This window comes from Clostridium tetanomorphum (assembly GCF_017873215.1).
GTDB classification, from domain to species: Bacteria; Bacillota; Clostridia; order Clostridiales; family Clostridiaceae; genus Clostridium_AO; species Clostridium_AO tetanomorphum.
Map to the genome: position 1 here is coordinate 1 of NZ_JAGGKA010000036.1, position 22,004 is coordinate 22,004.

Sequence of the window (22,004 nt, forward strand, 5' to 3'; positions counted from 1 at the left end):
CTCATTTGGATTTAAAGCATCTTTAAAGTTGCTATGAAATACCTAAAAAACGCTGTCGCGTTAGCAAATTTTTTATGCTAATGCGACAGCTCCTTTATCATTGTACCAGTTTGTACTATATGAAAAAAATATAGCATATAATACTTATAAGGTTGGAGGTGAATGATATGGAGAAGAAGGAAATTAAGATAGAAGAGAAAAGTACTTTAACCATGGAAAATAGAAAGAGATTATTTTTAAATGGAGTAGTAGAAGTGGTTAGTTTTAATGAGGAACAGATAATATTAAATACAAACTTAGGTACTTTACATATAAAAGGAGAAGAATTAAAAATGAATAAATTAGATGTACAAAATGGAGAGGTAATTATAAATGGAACTATAAACTCTTGTGTTTATTTGAACAAGGAAATTAAAAAAGAGAAAGAAAAATTATTATCTAAGTTATTTAAATAGGTGAAATTATGATAATTTCTATAAACCATCAATTAAGATTACTAATATTTAGTTTACTATCTGGAATTTTAACTGGAATCTTGTTTGATATATACAGAGTAATTAGAGGGCTAGAAAATCCTAATAAAGTAGTAACGTTTATTGAAGATATGTTATTTTGGATATTATCAGGTATAGTAGTATTTATTTTTTTACTTTATACTAATTATGCATATATAGGTTTCTATGTATATTTATTTATTGCTATAGGTATATATTTTTATATAAAGCTTATAAGTAAAACTTATATTAAGATACAATATAAATTAATAAAATCCGTTGGTAAATTTTTAAGGATAATGAAAAATAATATACTTTTTCCTATTGAAGTTATAATATATAAGATTAGAAGAAAAAAGTAGGCTAAAATTCAAAAAATCACTTGAAGAAAGTTCGAAATCACATTAGAATATAGTTAAAGGGTAAAATATATTCATGAAAGGAATCAGTTTTATCTTATGAGTAAAAAAATTAATCTAAAAAATATATTTTTTTTAGTGATGATCTTCTATGTATGTTATATATTTGTTAATCAACAAATTACTATGAATACAATAAAAGCTCAGATAAATGAAAAAAATATAGAAATGAATAAATTAAAAGATAAAAACAGAAGATTACAGGATGAAGTAAAAATGTCCCAAACTGACTTGTATATAGAGAAGTTAGCTAGAGAAAAACTAAAGCTAATAAAGCCAGGGGAAACTCCTGTGTTGAATAGTAAATAATATAAAGTTTATTATTTTAATATTAATATACATTTTTAAGGAGGAATTTTTTTAATATGACCTTAAAAGCTGGAAACATACTAGAAGGTATAGTAGTCAATATTACTAATTTTGGTGCTTTTGTAGAGATTGAAGGAAAGACAGGTTTAGTACACATATCTGAGGTTTCAGATAGTTATGTAAAAGACATAAGAAGCTTTCTACAAGAAAAGGACAAAGTAAGAGTAAAAGTCATATCTGTAGATGACAATGGAAAAATAAGCTTATCAATTAAGCAAGCAGGAGTGCAGAAAAAATCTTTTAAGCCAATTGAAATTGATTGGAGCAAAGAAAAAGAAAAACAATCACCAAAAGATTTTGAAGACAGAATGCTTAAGTTTTTAAAAGAAAGTGAGGAAAGACTTCAAGATGTAAAGAAACACCAAGATGCTAGAAATCGTGGCTACAGGAAAGGTTCAATGTAGGTGATAATAAGAGGCTAAAAGCCTCTTTTTATAAATTATAAAAAAAATGTTGACATATAATAATACTTAATATATAATAGACTATGTCGTCAAGACGTAACAAAATTTATCTGATATGCCGAAGTGGCGGAACTGGCAGACGCACAGGACTTAAAATCCTGCGGTGCTAAAACACCGTACCGGTTCGATTCCGGTCTTCGGCACCAGTTAATGGCGCGGGGTGGAGCAGTTGGCAGCTCGTCGGGCTCATAACCCGAAGGTCATAGGTTCAAGTCCTATCCCCGCAACCAAATTTAAAATATGGCGGAATAGCTCAGCTGGCTAGAGCATTCGGTTCATACCCGAAGTGTCGTAGGTTCAAGTCCTATTTCCGCTACCATATATCTAAATATTCAATATGCCGAAGTGGCGGAACTGGCAGACGCACAGGACTTAAAATCCTGCGGTGCTAAAACACCGTACCGGTTCGATTCCGGTCTTCGGCACCAATTAATATCGCGGGGTGGAGCAGTTGGCAGCTCGTCGGGCTCATAACCCGAAGGTCATAGGTTCAAGTCCTATCCCCGCAACCAAATTTGAAATATGGCGGAATAGCTCAGCTGGCTAGAGCATTCGGTTCATACCCGAAGTGTCGTAGGTTCAAGTCCTATTTCCGCTACCATATAAGAAACTCATAGATTTAAATCTATGAGTTTTTCGTTTTGTATAGTATTCTTTTAGCATTTATATTTACATATATAACACAAAGATATATTTTTTCTTATTTATTTCACTAAAATATAAATCTTTTACTTTAAATTTACTTTATGGGTAAAATCCATAGATAAATGTCCTAAAAAAAAATTATGTCAGCTCCAGCTTATGACAATAATTTCCAGTTAGCTTTGTTATAATTAAATAAAATAATTTACAAGGGTGGTGGGGTTGACATGCAATATGGAGCAGAAATATTTCCATATCAAAGGATAAGAAAGGTGAATAAAGATAAACATGATAAGAAAGAGTATAACATATCTTTCGTCTATAAATGTTTATTCTACTTTTTCTCAGGTGTTCTTATAAGTAGAGTTATTATGGTAAATTTGATAGCTCCTTTTGGGATAGCCTTTCTAATTACTACAATATCTAATAAGAATAAAAGGCTTATTTTAATTTCTAGTATAGGAACTTTAATAGGATATTTTTCTCTTTATAGTAGTGTTAAAAATATATGGATGTATATTATAAGTATTCTTATAATAACTACTATAGGTTACATATTTGATAACACAAAATCTAGATTTAAGTTATATACTAGTTTTGCATCAATATTTTTCTTAATTACTTTATATAATAGATTCATGCTTCACATTACAATGCTTATTTCTGTTTTTAACGCTTTATTTCAAATTGCGTGTATATTTCCAATATATTATATTCTAAATTATTCCATGTCATGCATAAAAGAGATTAAAACAAAAAATATATATAGCAGTGAGGAAATTATAAGTATTTCTATCAGTTTATCATTAATCATAGGGGGAACTTGGGGAATTAGTATATTTGGACTATCATTAAGAAATATATTGGCATTAACTTTTATAATTGTAATAGGATATATTAAAGGAGCTTCTGCGGGAGGTGCAGCAGGAGTTGCTATGGGTGCTATAATAGGTATTTCAACAAATAATATGGTCACATTTATAGGAACCTATGGAATCTGTGGTTTAATAGCTGGTGTATTCAAAGAAACTGGAAAATGGATAAGTGGTATTGCATATATTGTTATGTTTTCTATATTAAAATTATACTCAGATATAGGTGTTCAATTTCAAATAAATGAGGCATTAGTAGCCTTAGTAATATACTATGTAGTACCTGTTAAAATTTATAAGAAAATGGAATTAGAATTAGATTGGGAATTAAAAGGAGAAAATTTAAAGGAGAATTATATTAATAATGTAAAAGAATTGTTTAATAATAAGTTAAATAATTTTTCACAACTATTAGTTGATATGGCAAAAACATTAGAAAATTTAGCTGATAATGATAAGTTAAGATTGAAAACTAAAAGCAGTGCTATTGTAGAAAATCTAGCGGATAGGGTATGTAGTGGATGTAATATGAAATCTATCTGTTGGAAAAGAGAGAGTTTTTATACTTATTCTGCATTTTCAGAACTAATAGAGAATTATCAAAGTAAGAAACAAGAGGTGCCTTATGAGATAGAGAGAAAATGTATAAAAAGATCAGCATTAATAAAAAATACTGAGGATATAGTAAAGAATTATATAATAGATGAGATGTGGAGAAATAGATTAAGTGAATGTAGACAGTTTTTAGGAACACAAATAAGTAATATTTCAAATTCTGTTGAAGAAATGACAGAAGATATAAATTCTAATATAAAGTTTAATAAATATGTAGAAAATGATATTAGAAGAATATTAAACAAGAATAACATAAAATATAGAGATGTATTTTGTTATAACGATAAAAAAGAAAGGCTTATGATAAAGCTATCTATGGAAGCTTGTGGAGGAAAGCAAAAATGTATAAAACAAATATTACCATTGATAAATATAGTAACAGGAAAAATAATGTGTGTTGGAGATGATGGATGTAATATTGATATAAATAATAAAACTTGTAATATTCTTATAGAGGAAACACCTAAATATCATGTAGCATCTTATGCAGGAAGGCTGTGCAAAGATGGAGAAAAGTTAAATGGAGATAGTTATGTTTTTGATAAACTTAAAGATGGAAGTTATATAACTGTAATAAGTGATGGTATGGGTTCAGGACCAGAAGCAGGTCAAGAAAGTAATGCATCAGTAAATCTAATTGAAGGCTTTGTTAAGGCAGGTTTTAGCAAAATTACTGCTATAAATACTGTAAATTCGCTTATGACAATTAAATTTTCTCAGGATGAGAAATTCTCTACTATGGATTTAAGTAGTATAGATCTATATAATGGAGAAATAGATTTTATGAAGGTAGGTGCGGTAGCTAGTTTTATAAAGTCAAATGATAATATAGATGTGATAAAATCCAAAACTCTTCCCATTGGAGTGTTGGATAAAGTAGATGTTGATATTATAAAGAAACAGGTTGGAAATGGAGATATTGTTGTTATGTTAAGTGATGGAGTATTGGACTATAACAGCAATGAAGCGGGAAAAGTTGACTGGTTAGTTAAATATTTAAAAGAATGTAATGAGAATAATCCAGAGGAGTTATGTAAAGGTATTATAAATAGGGCGAAAGAGTTGTGTAAAGGAAAAGTAAAAGATGATATGACTGTGGTTGTATCAAAAGTATATTCGTTATACTAATTTATATATACCAGAAATCAATATTAATAATATGATTTCTGGTTTTTTTAATTTATGTTATAATTAAAACTATAAATTCTAGGGAAGTGATTAACAGGTGTTAGAAAAAGTTTTAAAGACAATAGAAACAAATAATATGATAAATAAAAATGATAAGATTATAATTGGAGTATCTGGGGGGCCAGATTCCATGTGTTTATTACATATATTGAATACGATGAAAGAAGATTATAAATTTGAAGTGGTGGCTGCTCATATAAATCATTGTTTAAGAGGAGAAGAAGGTGATAAGGATGAGGAATATGTTAGAAATTTCTGCAAAATTAATGATATAGATTTTTATTCTATAAAGATAGATATTAACAAGTTAACAAAACAAAGAAATTTATCTTGTGAAACTGCTGGAAGAGAAGCCAGATACTCGTTCTTTAACAAACTAATGAAAAATTTGGGCGCTACTAAGGTTGCATTAGCACATAATGCAAATGATCAATGTGAGACTATTCTTATGAGAATTATGAGAGGAACAGGGGTTGAAGGCCTTGTTGGGATAAAGCCTGTAAGAGAAAATAAATATATAAGACCACTAATAAATATAACGAGAGAAGAGATTGAAGATTATTGTCGGTTGAATGATTTGAATCCTAGAATAGATAAAACTAATTTAGACACTATATATACTAGAAATAAAATAAGATTAGAGTTAATACCATATATAAGAGAAAATTTCAATGATGATATAATTAATGTAGTAAATAGATTAGCTGATAATGTAGAAATAGATAATAGCTATATAGAATTAATAGCTGAAGGGTGTTTTAAAAAATTTTGTAGAGTTGAAAACAATAAAGTAGTAATATCTAAAGAAGGTTTTTTAGAGCATAGATCTATAATTACTCGAGTTATAAGGCTTGGAATAAATAATATAAGAGGAAATTTATGCAATTTTGAAAAGGTACATATAGATGATATTATTAACTTGCAGAAAAATAATACTGGAAAAGAGATAATGTTGCCTGGATCTATAAAAGCATGTAATAATTATGGGGATATACAAATATTTGAGTATATTAAAGAGGATTATCAAAAAGATAAAAATGAATATATGCTACAAATTGGTAAAAACTATATAGAAGGAGGAATAAGGGTAAATCTAGAATTATTACATAAGAATCAATTGTTAAAAATAGAGAATAAAAATGATATTAAATATTTTGATTTTGATAAAATTAATGGTAATATAATGTTAAGATATAGAAAGGATGGGGACAAAATCACTCCTTTGGGAATGAAGGGTAGTAAGAAGTTAAAAGATTTATTTATGGACTTAAAAATTCCTAAAGACAAGAGAGATAGAATACCATTAATTTGCTTTGGTAAATACATTGCTTGGGTAGTAGATTATAGAATAAGTGAAAATTTTAAAGTAGAAAATACTACAAAAAATATATTGAAAATTAAGATAGAAAGAGAGGAAACAAAATGAATCAAATGCAAAATGACATTAAAGAAGTTTTACTTAATGAAAAAGAAATAAAGAATAAGATTAGGGAAATTGGTAAACAAATAAGTGAGGACTACTATGGAAAAGATTTATTTTTAATTGGAGTTTTAAAAGGATCTGTTCCATTTATGGCAGATTTAATGAAAGAAATAGATATTCCTTGTACTATGGATTTTATGGCAGTATCAAGTTATGGAAATTCATCAAAGACTTCAGGAGTAGTAAGGATTTTAAAGGATTTGGATTTTGAGATAGAGGATAAGCATGTTCTTATAGTTGAAGACATAATAGATTCAGGTATAACTTTAAGATATTTGGTAGATTATCTAAAAGGTAGAAAACCTGCTAGTATAGAAATTGCATGTTTACTAAATAAAAGTGAAAGAAGAATGGTAGAAATAGATGCTAAATACATAGGCTTTGAAGTACCGGACTATTTTTTGGTAGGATATGGTTTGGATTATGCAGAAAAATATAGGAATTTACCTTATATTGGCATATTAAAGGAGGAAATTTATAAATAATTCACATTAAATAATATTGTAAAGGAATATTTGATATGATACAATTTTACAGTATAAACTAGAAAGAGAGGGGGGCCAGTAATGAATAAGAAGTTTTCAAGCGCAACGGCCTGGGTTATTATATTTATAATGGTCATTTTTTCAGCATTGTTTTTGGCAAGAACTAATGAAAATGCAACGACTATAAATTTTAATCAATTTCAAAAGTATTGGGTTAGTAATGAAATAAAAAGTTTTGAAGTTAAAGAAGATAGAATGACTGTAGTTGGAACATTAAAGAATGGAACTCAGTATGAAACTATAGTTCCTTTCGAAAGATTAAATCAGTTTATAAGTACTCATGACAAAAATGGGGAAGTAGTTGAAAGATATGCATTACCAGCAAGAACCCCTATGTGGCTAAATTGGTTACCTACCGCACTACTGATACTAATGTTTGTAGTATTTTGGTTTATGTTTATGCAACAATCTCAAGGTGGTGGGGGAAACAGAAATGTAATGAATTTTGGCAAAAGTAGGGCTAAAATGGCCACGCCAGATAAGAAAAAAGTAACTTTTAATGATGTAGCTGGTGCAGAAGAAGAAAAGGAAGAATTAGCGGAAATAGTAGACTTCTTAAAACAACCCAAGAAATATATAGAAATGGGAGCAAGAATTCCAAAGGGTGTGCTCTTAGTAGGACCACCGGGAACAGGTAAAACATTACTTGCTAAGGCTATAGCTGGGGAAGCTGGAGTTCCTTTCTTTAGCATATCAGGTTCTGATTTTGTTGAAATGTTTGTTGGAGTAGGTGCATCAAGAGTTAGAGACTTATTCGAACAAGCAAAAAAGAATTCACCATGTATTGTATTTATAGATGAAATAGATGCAGTTGGAAGACAAAGAGGAGCAGGATTAGGTGGAGGACACGATGAAAGGGAACAAACTCTTAATCAGTTATTAGTAGAGATGGATGGTTTTGGTGCTAATGAAGGAATTATTATGATAGCAGCTACTAATAGACCAGACATATTAGATCCAGCCTTATTAAGACCAGGTAGATTTGATAGACAAATTGTAGTAGGTGCACCAGATGTAAAAGGAAGAGAAGCTATATTAAAAGTTCATTCAAGGAATAAACATATATCTCCAGAAGTTAAGTTAGATGTATTAGCGAAAAGAACTCCTGGATTTACAGGTGCAGATTTAGAAAATTTAATGAATGAATCAGCACTTCTAGCTGTTAGAAAAGATAAAAAAGAAATAGGTATGGAGGAGCTTGAGGAAGCTGTTACAAGAGTTATAGCAGGACCTGAAAAGAAGAGTAGAGTAATAGATGAAGACGATAGAAGACTTACTGCCTATCATGAAGCAGGTCATGCGGTTGTTATGAAATTGTTACCTTATGCGGATCCTGTACATCAGATAAGTATAGTACCAAGAGGTATGGCAGGTGGATATACTATGCACTTACCTGAAAAAGATAGTTCTTATATGTCAAGATCAAAACTAGAAGATGAAATAGTAGGGCTTCTAGGAGGAAGAGTAGCAGAAAAACTAATCATTGGAGACATAAGTACTGGTGCTAAAAATGACATAGAAAGAGCAACTACTATAGCAAGAAAAATGGTTATGGATTATGGAATGAGTGAGGAGTTAGGACCTATAGCTTTTGGAAGCGGACATGATGAAGTCTTTTTAGGTAGAGATTTTGGAAAAGCTAAAAACTTTAGTGAAGAAGTAGCATCGAAAATTGATGAAGAAGTTAAAGAGTTAATTGATACAGGATACAAAAAAGCACAAAAGCTTCTTAGTGAAAATGTAAATAAACTTCATGCTGTAGCTAAAGCTCTTTTGGAAAAAGAGAAGTTAGAAGCAGAAGAATTTGAAGAAATATTTAATAATAATTAAAAACAGAGGTTTCCTCTGTTTTTTAATTAGGTAAAGAATTATTTTTAATGATATAATAAATTTGTATGTTAAAACCTAAAAGAAACGAGATGATGCTATGGAATGTAATTTAAAAGAAGGAATAAGTTCCGTTATGGAAATTAAGGTGACAGAGAAAGAAACAGCAATTAGTCATGGTTCAGGAGATTTGCCAGTTTATGCAACACCAGCTATGATAGCACTTATGGAGAATACTGCTAGAAGCTGTGTGGGGTTGCATTTGCAGCGAGGATATACTACCGTTGGAATAGAAGTAAGCGTGAAGCATGTTAAAGCTACTCCTATGCATATGAAGGTAAAGAGTGAGGCTACTTTAGTAAAAGTTGAAGGCAAAAAGTTGTTTTTTAAAGTAATGGCTTGGGATGAAAAAGGTAAAATAGGAGAAGGAACTCATACAAGATACATAGTAAATGGTAAAGAATTTGTAGAAAAACTAAAATAAAGAGTTTGAGGTATAGTTAGCGATTATAACTATGCCTTTTTTTTAAGGAATAATATTATTAAGTAATTAATATACATTTTTTATATATTATAGTATTATAGATATAGTATTTATATGGAAAGGAGTGTAAAAAATGGATAAGGATTTTAAAAATACAAAAAGACTTACTGCATTAGAAAGAATGAAATCATTTTTTGATGATGGAACTTTTGTGGAAATGGAGAGTTTGGTTGCTAATAAGAAATCTGGAGTAATAACTGGATATGGAACGATTAATGGAAGATTAATTTATGCATATAGTTTTGACTACGATATCAATGGAGGCATAGTTAATAATATAAACAGTAAAAAGATATGTAATATAATGGATATGGCTATAAAAATGGGAGCGCCCATTCTTCAGATATATGATTCTATTGGAGGTGAATTATCGGAAAATTTAAATATATTTAGGTGTTATGGCTCAATAATTAATAGAAATGTTAAATTATCTGGAGTTGTTCCTCAAATATCTATAGTCTGTGGTCATTGTACAGGACTTTTAGCATTGGCAGCTGCAATGAGTGATTTTACAGTAATGATTAAAGATAAAGCATTTGTGTATTTAAGTGAACCAGAGGATATTGAAAAAAATAATAATGAATATGTAAGTTTAGAAATGTATGCAGATAGTGCACACTGTTCAAAGCTTGGTAATGCTCAGATAACAGCTAGTAATGAAAAGGAAGCTATAGAACTTGTTAAAAAGCTTTTCAGATATTTACCTTCAAATAATATAGAATTACCACATAAAGACTTAAGTATGAGCTTATATCCCTACACTGAAATTATTAGCCATAAACAAAAATATGACACAAATGAGATAGTAAGGGGTTTATTGGACAAGGACAGCTTAATTGAGATAAATGCAGAAATGGCAGATAATATAAAAACTTTATTAGGAAGCATTAACGGAACTGTAGTTGGGATAGCAGCTAGTAGCCATTTAAACAATAAGCTTACAATAAAAGATCTCAGTAAAATAACTAAGTTTATAAAAGTATGTAATTGTTTTAATATATCTTTTATTTCTTTAATTAATTGTGAAGGATTCTTAGAAAATTTAGAACAAGAAAAAGACGGTATATTACTAGAAGCTACTAAGACGTTAGCAGCAATATGCCAGGCGTCTATTCCTAAGGTTGCATTGATATATGGTACGTGTTATGGAGCTATCTATACAATATTGGCAGGGAAGGGAATAACCTTTGATATAGTATATGCGTGGCCAAATTCTCAAATATGTATTACAAATCCTGAGAAATTAATAAAAATATTATATAAAGAAGACATATTATCTAGTGAGCTACCAATAGAAAAAGAAAGACAGATACTAAAAAGTAGCATTAATGATGTAACTAGTCCGTATAGGGCAGCAGAAGAAGGATATATAGATGATATTATATTGCCAGAAGAAATGAGACAAAGAATTTTTAGCGCTATAGATATGCTTCAAAGTAAAAGAGAAATAAAGTATCCTAAAAAACATAATAGTTCTTTAATTTAGAATTGCTGGAGAGAGGATGATGATAAATTTGTTTTTAGAAGGATTAAAAGTAACAATATTCTCCATGAGTATAGTTTTTTTAGTGCTTATAATACTTATGTATGTAATAAAATTACAAACTTTTTTATTAAATAAGTCAGATAAAAGGAAAGTTAAAGATGAGATAATTATAGAAGATAGTTATGAAAATCAAAAAGAACATATATCTTTAGATAATGATAAAGAGATAGTAGCAGTTATAGCAGCTACATTAGCTATGTATATGGATACATCTGTAGATAATATAAATATAAGAAACATAAAGAGAATAAATAGCAGTTTAGAATGGAGAAAATCAGGTATTAAATCTATGAATATGTAAGGAGGGAATTGTATGAAAAAATTTTATGTCATAGTAAATGGTAATAAGTATGAAGTAGAAGTAGAAGAAGTTGGAGAACAAAGAGAAGATAATACTCCAACAGAAACCTTTAATATAGATAAAGATAATCTAAATGAAAAAAAGATGGAAAAGAAAGTGACAAATAGTGTAGCCAATAAAGAATTAAAGGGAGAGAGAGTAGAGGCACCTATGCCTGGGACTATAATTAATGTAAATATTGAAGAAGGAGATACTGTAAATAAAGGACAAATAATATTTACTTTAGAAGCTATGAAAATGGAAAATGAAATAATGGCCCCGAAAGATGGAAAAGTATTAAGTGTAAATGTGGTTAAGGGAAGTAAAGTTAATACGGGAGACTTACTTGTAATTCTAGAATAAAGCTTAATACAGGTATTTTGAGGGGGGATACAATGGAGCTAGTTAAAGCGCTTAAAGGTTTATGGGCTTCTTCTGGGTTTATTGCAATTGATATAAAACAAATTTTAATGATATTAATAGCTTGTGTGTTAATATATTTAGCAATAAAAAAGCAATTTGAGCCATTGCTTTTATTACCTATAGCTTTTGGTATGTTGGTAACAAATTTGCCCCTTGGGGGGTTAGAAAAACCTCCTATATATGAATTTAAGGAGGGACATCTTATAACAAAGGAGATAGGAGGATTATTCTATTATCTATATAAAGGAGTAGAATTAGATATCTATCCACCTTTAATATTTTTAGGGGTAGGAGCTATGACGGATTTTGGACCATTAATTGCTAATCCATCTAGCATTATAATGGGGGCAGGAGCACAATTTGGAGTATTTTTCACTTTTATATGTGCTCTTCTTCTAGGATTTGATAATATGCAGGCAGCTGCAATTAGTATAATAGGAGGAGCGGATGGACCAACTGCAATATATTTAGCGTCGCAATTGGCAAAGGAATTACTGGGGCCTATAGCTGTAGCAGCATATTCCTATATGGCTTTAGTTCCACTAATTCAACCACCTATTATGAGATTGTTGACTACGAAAGAAGAAAGGACAGTAAGAATGGGACAGCTTAGACATGTAAAAAAAATAGAAAAGATTGTATTTCCTATAGTAGTTACAGTTATTGTTACACTATTTCTTCCATCTATTGCGCCTTTAATTAGTATGCTAATGCTAGGAAATTTATTTAAGGAATCTCTTGTAGTTAATAGATTGTCAGATACGGCACAAAATGCACTAATAAATATAATAACAATATTTTTAGGGGTTACAGTTGGAGCTACTGCAAAAGCAGAGATATTTTTAAGATGGGATACTATAAAAATAATTATATTAGGGATAATTGCATTTTCTATAAGTACTGCTGGAGGAATAATTATAGGAAAGATAATGTATAAATTAAGTGGTGGGAAAATAAATCCACTTATAGGATCAGCAGGAGTTTCAGCTGTACCCATGGCAGCTAGAGTATCTCAAGTAATAGGACAAGAAGAAGATCCAGGAAACTTCTTACTTATGCATGCTATGGGTCCTAATGTAGCTGGTGTTATTGGTACAGCAGTAGCAGCAGGAGTATTACTCACACTATTTAAATAATGTGTAATTTAAGAGTATCTGTATTTTACAATTTACAGATACTCTTTTTTAAATTATAATTGTTTGTATGTGTAGATATTAATGAATAAATATCTGTATGATTTACATAATACAAACATATGAAAAGTTTTTTATAAATAATGCTAAGAAAGTGGTGGTATGTGTGATTTTAGTCCTAGATGCTGGAAATACTAATATTGTTCTTGGATTATATAAGGATAAGGAGCTTATAGCAGATTGGAGATTATCTACAGATCCTATAAGGACTGCCGACGAATATGGTATTCAAGTTATTCAGTTATTTTTACAAAATAAATTAGATCCTTCTGATGTAGAGGGAGTTATAATATCTTCTGTTGTTCCAAATATCATGTATTCAGTAGAACATATGATATTAAAATATTTTGAGATAAAGCCTATAATAGTTGGACCTGGAGTAAAAACAGGAATAAATATTAAATATGATAACCCTAAAGAAGTTGGAGCAGATAGAATAGTAAATGCTGTATCAGCTCATGATATATATAAAAGGTCTCTTATAATAATTGATTTTGGAACAGCTACTACTTTTTGTGCAGTAACTGCATCAGGAGATTATTTAGGGGGAACAATCTGTCCAGGAATAAAAATATCATCAGAAGCTTTGTTTCAAAGAGCCGCAAAACTTCCTAGGGTAGAGCTTGTAAAACCATCTACAGTTATATGTAAAAATACTGTAGCTAGTATGCAGGCAGGTATAATTTATGGATATGGTGGCTTGGTAGATTGTATAATTAATAAAATGAAGAAAGAAATGATAGGATTAGGAGAAAAAGAGCCTTATGTGGTTGCTACAGGAGGATTGGCAAAACTTATAAGTGAAGAAGCAAAATCTATAGATATGATAGATCCATTTTTAACATTAGAAGGCTTAAGAATTATATATGAAAAAAATAAGGAGCAAACTTTTTAATGAAAATAGCTAATTTGGAATTTGATAATAATGTATTTTTAGCACCTTTAGCGGGAGTCACAGATATAGCTTTTAGAGGGCTATGTAAAAGAATGGGCTGTGGTCTTGTGTATACAGAAATGATAAGTGCCAAGGCTCTTTATTATAATAATGATAACACAAAGTCTATGCTAGAATTTTCAGAAGAAGAGATTCCAGTAGCAGTACAAATATTTGGAAGTGAGCCAGAAATTATGGCTAAAGCATGTGATTATTTTAATAGTAATGATAGTATATGTTTAGTTGATATTAATATGGGATGTCCTGCACCAAAGATAGTGAAGAATAGAGAAGGATCAGCTTTAATGAAAGAGCCTAAGTTGGCTGCAGAAATAGTAACTAGTGTAAAAAAAGTTAGCACTAAACCTGTAACTGTTAAGTTTAGAAAAGGTTTTGATGAAAACAATATAAATGCTGTTGAATTTGCAAAGATAATGGAGGAAGCAGGAGTAGATGCGATAACTGTACATGGTAGAACTAGGCAGCAAATATATGAAGGAAAGGCTGATTGGGATATAATAAAAAAAGTAAAAGAATCAGTAAATATACCGGTTATAGGGAATGGTGATGTTTTTACTCCAGAAGATGCGGTGAAAATTACCGAATATACAGCATGCGATGGTATAATGATAGGAAGGGGTGCACTAGGTAACCCGTGGATATTTAGGGAGATAAATCAAAAGCTAAGTGGAGATTTAGTAGAATATCCAAATTTCCAAGAAATAATTGACATGTGTATTGAACACTTTAAAAGAGCTGTGTGCTATCATGGAGAAAATAGAGCAGTTAAAGAGATGAGGAAACATATAGCTTGGTATATAAAAGGTTTAAGAAACTGTGCAAAAATAAAAGATTTAATAAATTCTCAGCAAAAAGCTGATAATGTTATTAGTATATTAGAAACATATAAGAATGAATTAAGCTAACTACGAATTTATTAAAATATACTTACATATAATTTAACAATATTAATTTTCTAGGATAAAAATATGCAACCTATTTTATATATTAGACCTTATAAAAAGTCTCATATATACAATCAACATAATGTTTTAAGTAGACTTAAAGATCGTTTTAAGATTAATATAATTGAGGAGAGCTATATTAAGTATTTTAATGTGAATATAACTAGTATAAGTTTTCCTCTTAATTTAAATAGAATATCCTACATGAAAAATATGGATGTTACCAGAAAGTTTATAAAGAATAATAATATTTATATGGCACCCAAAGTATGGAGAAAGATTGATTATAATTTTCTTAATACATTTCAAAAAGAACTATTCGGGTATAGTCTAGCGAAAAGTATCCAATTAATATTAAGATTAAGAAATAAAAGTATTAAAAATAGCTGTATAGTGATATATGATCCAATAGACTATGAATTATATGAGGGAATTATGTATATTTGCAAATTGTCTAAGTATGTAGTATTTTTAACAGAAGATATATATAAGGCGTCATTAATTGCAGATTATGTTATAGCCAATTATGGAATATCCCCTATTATTACAAAAGATAAAGACTTTGCCCTAAATAATTGTGATTTTATATTTACATCTAGGGATGTAGAATTTAATAAGTCAATTCCAGTATGGTATTTCAATAATTTATATAGGCCTCAAAAATGTAATGCGATAACTATAAATGATATAGAATATAAAGTTCCACAGTTAACTAATTTAAGAGAAGTTTCTTTGGAGCTGTTAGGAGCAATTTTATGTCAAATGGATGAGAAAGATGTAGAAAAATCTATTGAATATAATGGGGTCATTCTAGACAAAATAAAGTTCAATAACAATATTTTGTGTTTTAAAGACCTAAGAAGTTGACATTGAAATTATGCTGATTTATAATTACTTAAATGATTAATGGGTAAACTATTATAATTAGTGAATAAATTTTTAAGAAATATAATAATATATAAAAAGTGATTAGAGCAAAAAGATTTAAAGGGGAGAAAAAAATGAGCGAGCCAAAAAAATATATTATGACTTATGAAGGAGTTAAAAAATTAGAAGACGAACTAGAATATCTTAAGACGGTAAAAAGAAAAGAAATAACTGAAAAAATAAAGGTTGCACTTTCATTTGGAGATTTAAGTGAAAACTCTGAATATGATGAAGCTAAAAATGAACAAGCTTTTGTTGAAGGAAGAATAATCCAACTTGAAAATATGCTAAAAAATGCTACTATAATAGATGAGAGTGAAATACCAGCTAACACAGTTGGAGTAGGAACAATTGTGAAAGTTAAGGATTATGAGTTTGACGAAGAAGTTGAATTTTTTATTGTGGGTTCAGCAGAAGCAGATCCTATAGAAAATAAAATTTCAAATGAATCGCCAGTAGGTAAAGCACTGGTAGGAAGAGTAGTAGGAGATATAGTAGAGGTATCTGTACCAGATGGAGTAAGCAAATACGAAATACTATCAGTAAGAAGAGATTAATGGAGGAATGGCAATATGTCAAATGAAGAAAAGAATTTGATGAAAGAAGAACAAGAGTTTAATCAATTGATTAAAGAAAGAAGACAAAAGTTTTTTGACCTTCAGGCAGCAGAAAAAGATCCTTTCGATGTATATAAAGTAGAAAGAACTCATACATCAAAAGAAGTAAAAGATAATTACGATACATTAGAAGGACAGACAGTAACTGTAGCAGGAAGACTCATGTCAAAAAGGGTACATGGAAAAGCTGGATTTTCAGATATCCATGATAGATATGGAAAAATTCAGTTATACATAAAGATTAATGATGTTGGAGAAGAAAGATTAAAGGAATATAAATCTTTTGATATAGGAGATTTAGTTTCTATAACTGGCTCAGTGTTTAAAACTAAGACAGGAGAAGTTTCAATACACATTACTGACTTTCAACTTATAGCTAAATCTTTAAAGCCGCTTCCAGAAAAATGGCATGGACTTAAAGATCCAGATTTAAGATATAGACAAAGATATGTTGATTTAATAATGAATCAGGATGTTAGAGATACTTTCATGAAAAGAACTGCTATAATAAAAGCAATGAGAAAATTTTTAGATGATAGAGATTTCTTAGAAGTGGAAACACCAATATTGTCTCCAATAGCTGGTGGAGCTGCAGCAAAACCATTTACAACTCATCACAATGCTTTGGATATAGATATGTATTTAAGAATAGCAACAGAATTATATTTAAAGAGACTTATAGTTGGTGGTTTTGAAAAAGTATATGAGATTGGGAAAAACTTTAGAAACGAAGGTATAGACGTAAGACATAATCCTGAGTTTACTGCTATAGAATTATATCAAGCTTTTGCTGACTATAATGATATGATGGAAATTACTGAAAACATGGTTGCCTATATATGTGAAAAAGTTCTTGGTACTACAAAAGTAACATATCAAGGAACAGAAATAGATTTTACTCCACCATGGAATAGGATAACTATGGTTGATGCTGTTAAAAAGTATGCACGAGTAGATTTTGATAAAGTGAAATCTCATGAAGAAGCAAGAGAAATTGCTAAGGAAAAGAAGGTTGAACTAAAAAAAGAACTAAAAGATTGTGCAAAAGGTGATATATTAAATGCTTTATTTGAAGAATATTGTGAGCATGAATTAATTCAGCCTACGTTTATAATGGACTACCCAGTAGAAAATTCTCCTCTTACAAAAAAGAAGAGAGGAAATGAAGAATATACTGAAAGATTTGAAGGATTTGTTTTTGGTAGAGAAATATGTAATGCCTATTCTGAATTGAATGATCCAATTGTACAAAAAGATAGATTTGTACAGCAGTTAAGAGAAAGAGAATTAGGTGATGATGAAGCTTATATGATGGATGATGACTTCATAAATGCACTAGAAATAGGTATGCCACCTACAGGAGGGCTTGGAATAGGAATTGATAGACTTATAATGTTTTTAACAGATTCATATTCTATAAGAGATGTAATTTTATTCCCAACTATGAAACCAACTAGTAATCAATAGTCATAATAAATATTTAAGATGGGTACTATATTTAAGTACCCGTTTTAAATATTATGTAATAAGATGACTATTATAGTCATATAATAAATGTAAGATAAAAAAATTTTAAATTTTTTAAAAAAAATACTTGCATTTATAATGATATATGATATAATAACATATGTAATAAACGTTCCGTGGTAGCTCAATGGTGGAGCATTCGGCTGTTAACCGAAGGGCTGGAGGTTCGAATCCTCTCCACGGAGCCATTTTTATTTTTTGTTTCATATTGACATTTTAAATTTATTTGATAAAATATAATTTAAACTGAATAAAGCACGATGAAAAAGAAGAGTAGTAATAGGAATTTTGAAGAGAGGCTATGTCTGGTGTAAATAGCTAAAGGATTATTATGAAAGGAGCTTTAGAGTGTAATATATTGAAAGTAGGGCTGTTGTCAAAAAGGGTGGAACCGCGGAAGGTATCTTTCGTCCCTTGAGGTAACTGCTTTTTTTTTATAAAAAAATAATTAATATACATAAATAAAAGGAGGAAAAAGATATGGCTTTTCAAAAAACTATGGATAAAATAGTTGCGCTAGCGAAGAATAGAGGATTTGTGTTTCCTGGGTCAGAAATTTATGGTGGATTGGCGAACTCATGGGATTATGGTCCTCTTGGAGTTGAATTTAAAAATAATGTAAAAAAAGCATGGTGGAAAAAATTTGTTCAACAAAGTCCATATAATGTGGGGATCGATTGCGCGATACTTATGAATAGAGAAGTATGGGTAGCTTCAGGACATGTAGGTGGATTTTCAGATCCATTAATGGATTGTAAAGAATGTAAAGGAAGAGTTAGAGCAGATAAACTTATAGAAGATTATATGACAGCTAATGGAGCGGAAGTTGCTAGTGCAGATGGTTGGAGTAATGAACAATTAAAGGATTATATTGATACTCATGAAATAGTTTGCCCAAAATGTGGAAAGAAAAACTTTACAGATATAAGAAAGTTTAATCTTATGTTCAAGACTTTTCAGGGTGTTACAGAAGATGCGAAGGCAGAAATATATTTAAGGCCAGAAACTGCACAAGGTATATTTGTTAACTTTAAAAATGTATTGAGAACTTCTAGAAAGAAATTGCCATTTGGTATTGCGCAAATTGGTAAATCATTTAGAAATGAAATTACGCCTGGAAACTTTACTTTTAGAACAAGAGAATTTGAACAGATGGAATTAGAGTTTTTCTGTGAACCAGGAAAAGATTTAGAATGGTTTAAATATTGGAAAGATTACTGTTGGAATTTTTTATTAAGTCTTGGAATGAAAGAAGAAAATTTAAGATTTAGAGATCACTCACCAGAGGAATTATCATTCTACAGTAATGCCACATCAGATATAGAATATTTATTCCCATTTGGATGGGGTGAATTATGGGGTGTTGCTGATAGAACAGATTATGATTTAAAACAACATATGAAGCATTCAGGAGAAGAATTAACATATTTAGATCCTAACACTAATGAAAAATATGTTCCATATTGTATTGAGCCTTCTTTAGGAGCCGATAGAGTAACTCTTGCATTTTTAGCAGATGCTTATGATGAAGAAGAATTAGAAGGTGGAGATGTTAGAACAGTTATGCATTTTCATCCAGCTCTTGCTCCATATAAGGCAGCAATTCTTCCATTAACTAAGAAACTTTCAGAGAAATCATTGGAAGTTTATAATATGTTATCTAAGTACTTCAATATTGATTATGATGAAACAGGAAGTATAGGAAAGAGATATAGGAGAGAAGATGAAATAGGAACTCCTTATTGTATAACTATAGATTATGATACCCTTGAGGATAATACTGTAACTGTAAGGGATAGAGATACAATGAAGCAAATAAGATTAAATATAGATGAATTAGTTAAGTTTATAGAGGATAAAATAGAATTCTAATAAAGAGGATTGATAGTTTTTACTAAGATTTTAGTAAAGCTATTAATCCTTTTTTATTAAATGTTTATAAATTAGCATTTTAAATTATATAAAAAAATACCGGATGAAATCATCCGGCTTAAATAGGGTTTAATCATGGGGATATGTTATATGTTCAATTAAAACTTGGGGAATTATATTAATGTTTCCTTACGGCACAACACAAGTATAACATATATATATATAATATTTCAATACATGATAATAAAGTTGTTAAATTAAATATATTCTCACAATTTCGACTTTGTTTTTATATGATAATTAGAATTTTTTGTAGATATTTAAATGTTAGAAAACTTAATAATATATAATGTGATTTAAATAAAGATGTTATAATTATTTTATAAATGTAAGTTTATATTTTAGTATCGGAGGTAAATATGAATAAAGATTTTAAAGAATTTAAGGATTTTATAAAAGGAAAAAAAACTGCTGTAGTGGGTATTGGCATAAGTAATAGGCCCTTAATAGATTATTTAATTAAGTTGGGAGCTAAAGTAACTGCCTTTGATAAGAAAAGTAAGGACCAACTAGGGGATACAGTAGAAGAATTAGAAATTAAAGGTATAAATTTAGTATTAGGTGAAAATTATTTAGATGAGTTAAAAGGATTTGAAGTGGTGTTTAAAACTCCATCAATGAGAATAGATAGTAAGGCTTTATTAAATTGTAAAGCAGAAGGGGCATATATTACTTCAGAGATGGAGGAATTTATAAAATATTGTCCAGGGAAGATATATGGAATAACTGGAAGTGATGGAAAGACTACTACAACAACCCTTATATATAATATGTTAAAGGAAGAGGGATATAATACATGGATAGGAGGGAACATAGGAACTCCGTTATTTTCTAAAATAGAAGAAATGAAAGCTGAAGACAAAGTTGTTTTAGAATTGTCTAGTTTTCAGCTAATGACTATTAGAGAACCTATTGAAGTTGCGTTAATAACAAATTTATCTCCTAATCATTTAGATATTCATAAGGGGATGGAGGAATATATAGAAGCAAAAAAGAATATCTTTAAATATCAAAGGAAAAATGACCTATTGGTACTTAATAGAGATAATGATATAACTAACTCTATGGTAAATGAATCTTTAGGAAAAGTAATTCAGTTTAGTATAAAAGAAAAAATAACTGATGGAGCGTATTATTCTAAAGGGAATTTATACATTAATAACAATAAAGTATGTGGCATAGATGAAATGAAATTAAAAGGAATGCATAATGTAGAAAACTTACTAGCAGCTTTTTCTTGTGTAAATGAAGATGTATCTTTGGAAAGTATGAGAAAAGTAGCTACATCATTTGCTGGAGTAGAACATAGAATGGAGTTTATAAAAGAAATAGGGGGAGTAAAATATTATAATGATTCCATAGCATCAAGTCCAACTAGAACTCTGGCTGGATTAAAAGCATTTGATAAGAAAGTGATATTAATAGCAGGAGGATATGATAAAAAGATTTCATTTAATCCTCTAGCAGAAGAAGGATATAAAAATATTAAGGCATTGATACTTCTAGGTGTAACAAGAGTTAAAATACAAGATGCCTTTGAAAAAGTTATGAGAGAAAAAGAAATTTATATACCTATTTTTTTAGTAGACTCACTGGAGGGAGCAGTAAGTAAAGCCAAAGATATTTCCAAAGAAGGAGATATAGTAACTTTATCGCCGGCTTGTGCAAGTTTTGATATGTTCCCTAATTTTGAAGTTAGAGGCAATAGATTTAAAGAGATCATAAATAATTTATAAATCATAAATAAAGGGGTTAGCTACCCCTATTCTTTTATTTTTATATACAAATATGTTCAACTGTATCTGGTGTGTCTTTAAGTGTTATGGGAAGAAATTTTAAGAAAAATGAAGTATAAGTATAATAATATTTAAAATTAAAGTGTACAAGCTATATAATAATAATACATTGTGTTAAAATAAATCATGTCATTTGCGACAGGTATTGATTAAGAAAGACAAAAAACATTTTTTAAATGTTAAAAAAACTTCTTGACAAGTGAAAAAACAAATGATATTATGAATAAGCTGTCAGATGACAGCAACAATGGTCTTTGAAAATTAAACAGAGAATTAAGAAACCAGTCAATTCTTAACAGGAAACTGTTAAAAATAGCGATGAGCTAAAAAATTGCTAGAAAC

General features: G+C 29.5%; 20 protein-coding genes, 7 tRNA genes and 1 other annotated feature. All 27 genes read left to right on the forward strand.

Annotated elements, in window-relative coordinates; all coding sequences use genetic code 11:
- Nucleotides 1-167: 167 nt before the first annotated feature.
- The 27 genes from yabP (at nt 168) to murD (ending at nt 21,602) form a co-directional block, all read left to right on the forward strand.
- Complete coding sequence (gene yabP, locus J2Z24_RS20370) at nt 168-455, forward strand: sporulation protein YabP (protein WP_035149633.1); 288 nt, start codon at nt 168-170, stop codon at nt 453-455.
- 8 nt (nt 456-463) lie between these two features.
- Nucleotides 464-856: a spore cortex biosynthesis protein YabQ gene (yabQ, locus tag J2Z24_RS20375; RefSeq protein ID WP_035149635.1), complete on the forward strand. Its 393-nt coding sequence runs from the start codon at nt 464-466 to the stop codon at nt 854-856.
- A 96-nt stretch (nt 857-952) separates the two neighbouring features.
- Entirely contained in the window at nt 953-1,222 is a 270-nt protein-coding gene (locus J2Z24_RS20380) for an FtsB family cell division protein (RefSeq protein WP_035149637.1), read from the forward strand.
- Between the two features lie 56 nt (nt 1,223-1,278).
- Nucleotides 1,279-1,686 carry a S1 domain-containing RNA-binding protein gene (locus J2Z24_RS20385; RefSeq protein ID WP_111947620.1) on the forward strand — a complete coding sequence of 136 codons (408 nt, stop codon included), beginning with the start codon at nt 1,279-1,281 and terminating at the stop codon, nt 1,684-1,686.
- Between the two features lie 117 nt (nt 1,687-1,803).
- A tRNA-Leu gene (locus tag J2Z24_RS20390) sits at nt 1,804-1,892 on the forward strand.
- 8 nt (nt 1,893-1,900) lie between these two features.
- Nucleotides 1,901-1,976, forward strand: a tRNA-Met gene (locus J2Z24_RS20395).
- Nucleotides 1,977-1,988: 12 nt separating this feature from the next.
- Nucleotides 1,989-2,065: transfer RNA gene (locus tag J2Z24_RS20400), tRNA-Met, on the forward strand.
- 20 nt (nt 2,066-2,085) lie between these two features.
- A tRNA-Leu gene (locus J2Z24_RS20405) sits at nt 2,086-2,174 on the forward strand.
- Nucleotides 2,175-2,182: 8 nt separating this feature from the next.
- Nucleotides 2,183-2,258 (forward strand) — tRNA-Met (locus J2Z24_RS20410).
- A 12-nt stretch (nt 2,259-2,270) separates the two neighbouring features.
- Nucleotides 2,271-2,347: transfer RNA gene (locus J2Z24_RS20415), tRNA-Met, on the forward strand.
- A gap of 268 nt (nt 2,348-2,615) precedes the next feature.
- Nucleotides 2,616-5,003: a stage II sporulation protein E gene (spoIIE, locus tag J2Z24_RS20420; RefSeq protein WP_111947621.1), complete on the forward strand. Its 2,388-nt coding sequence runs from the start codon at nt 2,616-2,618 to the stop codon at nt 5,001-5,003.
- 97 nt (nt 5,004-5,100) lie between these two features.
- Entirely contained in the window at nt 5,101-6,489 is a 1,389-nt protein-coding gene (gene tilS, locus J2Z24_RS20425) for a tRNA lysidine(34) synthetase TilS (protein WP_035146196.1), read from the forward strand.
- Entirely contained in the window at nt 6,486-7,031 is a 546-nt protein-coding gene (hpt, locus tag J2Z24_RS20430; RefSeq protein ID WP_035146194.1) for a hypoxanthine phosphoribosyltransferase, read from the forward strand. The genes tilS and hpt overlap by 4 nt, the downstream gene beginning before the upstream one ends.
- 81 nt (nt 7,032-7,112) lie before the next feature.
- On the forward strand, nt 7,113-8,921 hold the full coding sequence (ftsH, locus tag J2Z24_RS20435) for an ATP-dependent zinc metalloprotease FtsH (RefSeq protein WP_035146190.1): 1,809 nt from the start codon (nt 7,113-7,115) through the stop codon (nt 8,919-8,921).
- 97 nt (nt 8,922-9,018) lie between these two features.
- Complete coding sequence (locus J2Z24_RS20440) at nt 9,019-9,402, forward strand: thioesterase family protein (RefSeq protein ID WP_035146187.1); 384 nt, start codon at nt 9,019-9,021, stop codon at nt 9,400-9,402.
- Between the two features lie 133 nt (nt 9,403-9,535).
- Complete coding sequence (locus tag J2Z24_RS20445) at nt 9,536-10,948, forward strand: carboxyl transferase domain-containing protein (protein WP_051593173.1); 1,413 nt, start codon at nt 9,536-9,538, stop codon at nt 10,946-10,948.
- 19 nt (nt 10,949-10,967) lie between these two features.
- Entirely contained in the window at nt 10,968-11,309 is a 342-nt protein-coding gene (locus J2Z24_RS20450; RefSeq protein ID WP_035146184.1) for an OadG family protein, read from the forward strand.
- Nucleotides 11,310-11,321: 12 nt separating this feature from the next.
- Complete coding sequence (locus J2Z24_RS20455; RefSeq protein ID WP_035146181.1) at nt 11,322-11,711, forward strand: acyl-CoA carboxylase biotin carboxyl carrier protein subunit; 390 nt, start codon at nt 11,322-11,324, stop codon at nt 11,709-11,711.
- Nucleotides 11,712-11,743: 32 nt separating this feature from the next.
- On the forward strand, nt 11,744-12,907 hold the full coding sequence (locus tag J2Z24_RS20460) for a sodium ion-translocating decarboxylase subunit beta (protein WP_035146178.1): 1,164 nt from the start codon (nt 11,744-11,746) through the stop codon (nt 12,905-12,907).
- A gap of 163 nt (nt 12,908-13,070) precedes the next feature.
- Nucleotides 13,071-13,859 (forward strand): type III pantothenate kinase, encoded by a 789-nt coding sequence (locus J2Z24_RS20465; RefSeq protein ID WP_035146176.1) that lies wholly within the window; start codon nt 13,071-13,073, stop codon nt 13,857-13,859.
- Nucleotides 13,859-14,824 (forward strand): tRNA dihydrouridine synthase DusB, encoded by a 966-nt coding sequence (dusB, locus tag J2Z24_RS20470; protein WP_035146171.1) that lies wholly within the window; start codon nt 13,859-13,861, stop codon nt 14,822-14,824. Before J2Z24_RS20465 ends, dusB begins: the two co-directional genes overlap by 1 nt.
- Nucleotides 14,825-15,067: 243 nt before the next feature.
- The gene (locus J2Z24_RS20475) at nt 15,068-15,730 is read left to right on the forward strand and encodes a hypothetical protein (protein WP_156950199.1); all 663 of its coding nucleotides are present in this window, start codon (nt 15,068-15,070) and stop codon (nt 15,728-15,730) included.
- 134 nt (nt 15,731-15,864) lie between these two features.
- Nucleotides 15,865-16,347: a transcription elongation factor GreA gene (greA, locus tag J2Z24_RS20480; RefSeq protein ID WP_035146166.1), complete on the forward strand. Its 483-nt coding sequence runs from the start codon at nt 15,865-15,867 to the stop codon at nt 16,345-16,347.
- Between the two features lie 15 nt (nt 16,348-16,362).
- Nucleotides 16,363-17,874, forward strand: coding sequence for a lysine--tRNA ligase (lysS, locus tag J2Z24_RS20485; protein WP_035146163.1), 1,512 nt, complete (start codon nt 16,363-16,365; stop codon nt 17,872-17,874).
- Nucleotides 17,875-18,047: 173 nt separating this feature from the next.
- A tRNA-Asn gene (locus J2Z24_RS20490) sits at nt 18,048-18,122 on the forward strand.
- Nucleotides 18,123-18,185: 63 nt separating this feature from the next.
- Nucleotides 18,186-18,352 (forward strand) — a binding site (T-box leader).
- A 62-nt stretch (nt 18,353-18,414) separates the two neighbouring features.
- Nucleotides 18,415-19,806, forward strand: a complete 1,392-nt coding sequence (locus tag J2Z24_RS20495; protein ID WP_035146160.1) for a glycine--tRNA ligase — start codon at nt 18,415-18,417, stop codon at nt 19,804-19,806.
- Nucleotides 19,807-20,225: 419 nt separating this feature from the next.
- The gene (gene murD, locus J2Z24_RS20500; RefSeq protein WP_035146157.1) at nt 20,226-21,602 is read left to right on the forward strand and encodes a UDP-N-acetylmuramoyl-L-alanine--D-glutamate ligase; all 1,377 of its coding nucleotides are present in this window, start codon (nt 20,226-20,228) and stop codon (nt 21,600-21,602) included.
- Nucleotides 21,603-22,004: the final 402 nt, after the last annotated feature.

Bases quoted from the DNA above. Each gene is read 5' to 3' on its own strand.
- hpt (WP_035146194.1), top strand. From the start codon at position 6,486: ATGAATCAAATGCAAAATGACATTAAAGAAGTTTTACTTAATGAAAAA.
- ftsH (WP_035146190.1), top strand. From the start codon at position 7,113: ATGAATAAGAAGTTTTCAAGCGCAACGGCCTGGGTTATTATATTTATA.
- J2Z24_RS20385 (WP_111947620.1), top strand. From the start codon at position 1,279: ATGACCTTAAAAGCTGGAAACATACTAGAAGGTATAGTAGTCAATATT.
- lysS (WP_035146163.1), top strand. From the start codon at position 16,363: ATGTCAAATGAAGAAAAGAATTTGATGAAAGAAGAACAAGAGTTTAAT.
- greA (WP_035146166.1), top strand. From the start codon at position 15,865: ATGAGCGAGCCAAAAAAATATATTATGACTTATGAAGGAGTTAAAAAA.
- yabP (WP_035149633.1), top strand. From the start codon at position 168: ATGGAGAAGAAGGAAATTAAGATAGAAGAGAAAAGTACTTTAACCATG.
- J2Z24_RS20460 (WP_035146178.1), top strand. From the start codon at position 11,744: ATGGAGCTAGTTAAAGCGCTTAAAGGTTTATGGGCTTCTTCTGGGTTT.
- J2Z24_RS20495 (WP_035146160.1), top strand. From the start codon at position 18,415: ATGGCTTTTCAAAAAACTATGGATAAAATAGTTGCGCTAGCGAAGAAT.
- yabQ (WP_035149635.1), top strand. From the start codon at position 464: ATGATAATTTCTATAAACCATCAATTAAGATTACTAATATTTAGTTTA.
- murD (WP_035146157.1), top strand. From the start codon at position 20,226: ATGAATAAAGATTTTAAAGAATTTAAGGATTTTATAAAAGGAAAAAAA.
- J2Z24_RS20440 (WP_035146187.1), top strand. From the start codon at position 9,019: ATGGAATGTAATTTAAAAGAAGGAATAAGTTCCGTTATGGAAATTAAG.
- J2Z24_RS20450 (WP_035146184.1), top strand. From the start codon at position 10,968: ATGATAAATTTGTTTTTAGAAGGATTAAAAGTAACAATATTCTCCATG.
- J2Z24_RS20475 (WP_156950199.1), top strand. From the start codon at position 15,068: ATGAAAAATATGGATGTTACCAGAAAGTTTATAAAGAATAATAATATT.
- J2Z24_RS20380 (WP_035149637.1), top strand. From the start codon at position 953: ATGAGTAAAAAAATTAATCTAAAAAATATATTTTTTTTAGTGATGATC.
- J2Z24_RS20455 (WP_035146181.1), top strand. From the start codon at position 11,322: ATGAAAAAATTTTATGTCATAGTAAATGGTAATAAGTATGAAGTAGAA.
- dusB (WP_035146171.1), top strand. From the start codon at position 13,859: ATGAAAATAGCTAATTTGGAATTTGATAATAATGTATTTTTAGCACCT.
- J2Z24_RS20445 (WP_051593173.1), top strand. From the start codon at position 9,536: ATGGATAAGGATTTTAAAAATACAAAAAGACTTACTGCATTAGAAAGA.
- spoIIE (WP_111947621.1), top strand. From the start codon at position 2,616: ATGCAATATGGAGCAGAAATATTTCCATATCAAAGGATAAGAAAGGTG.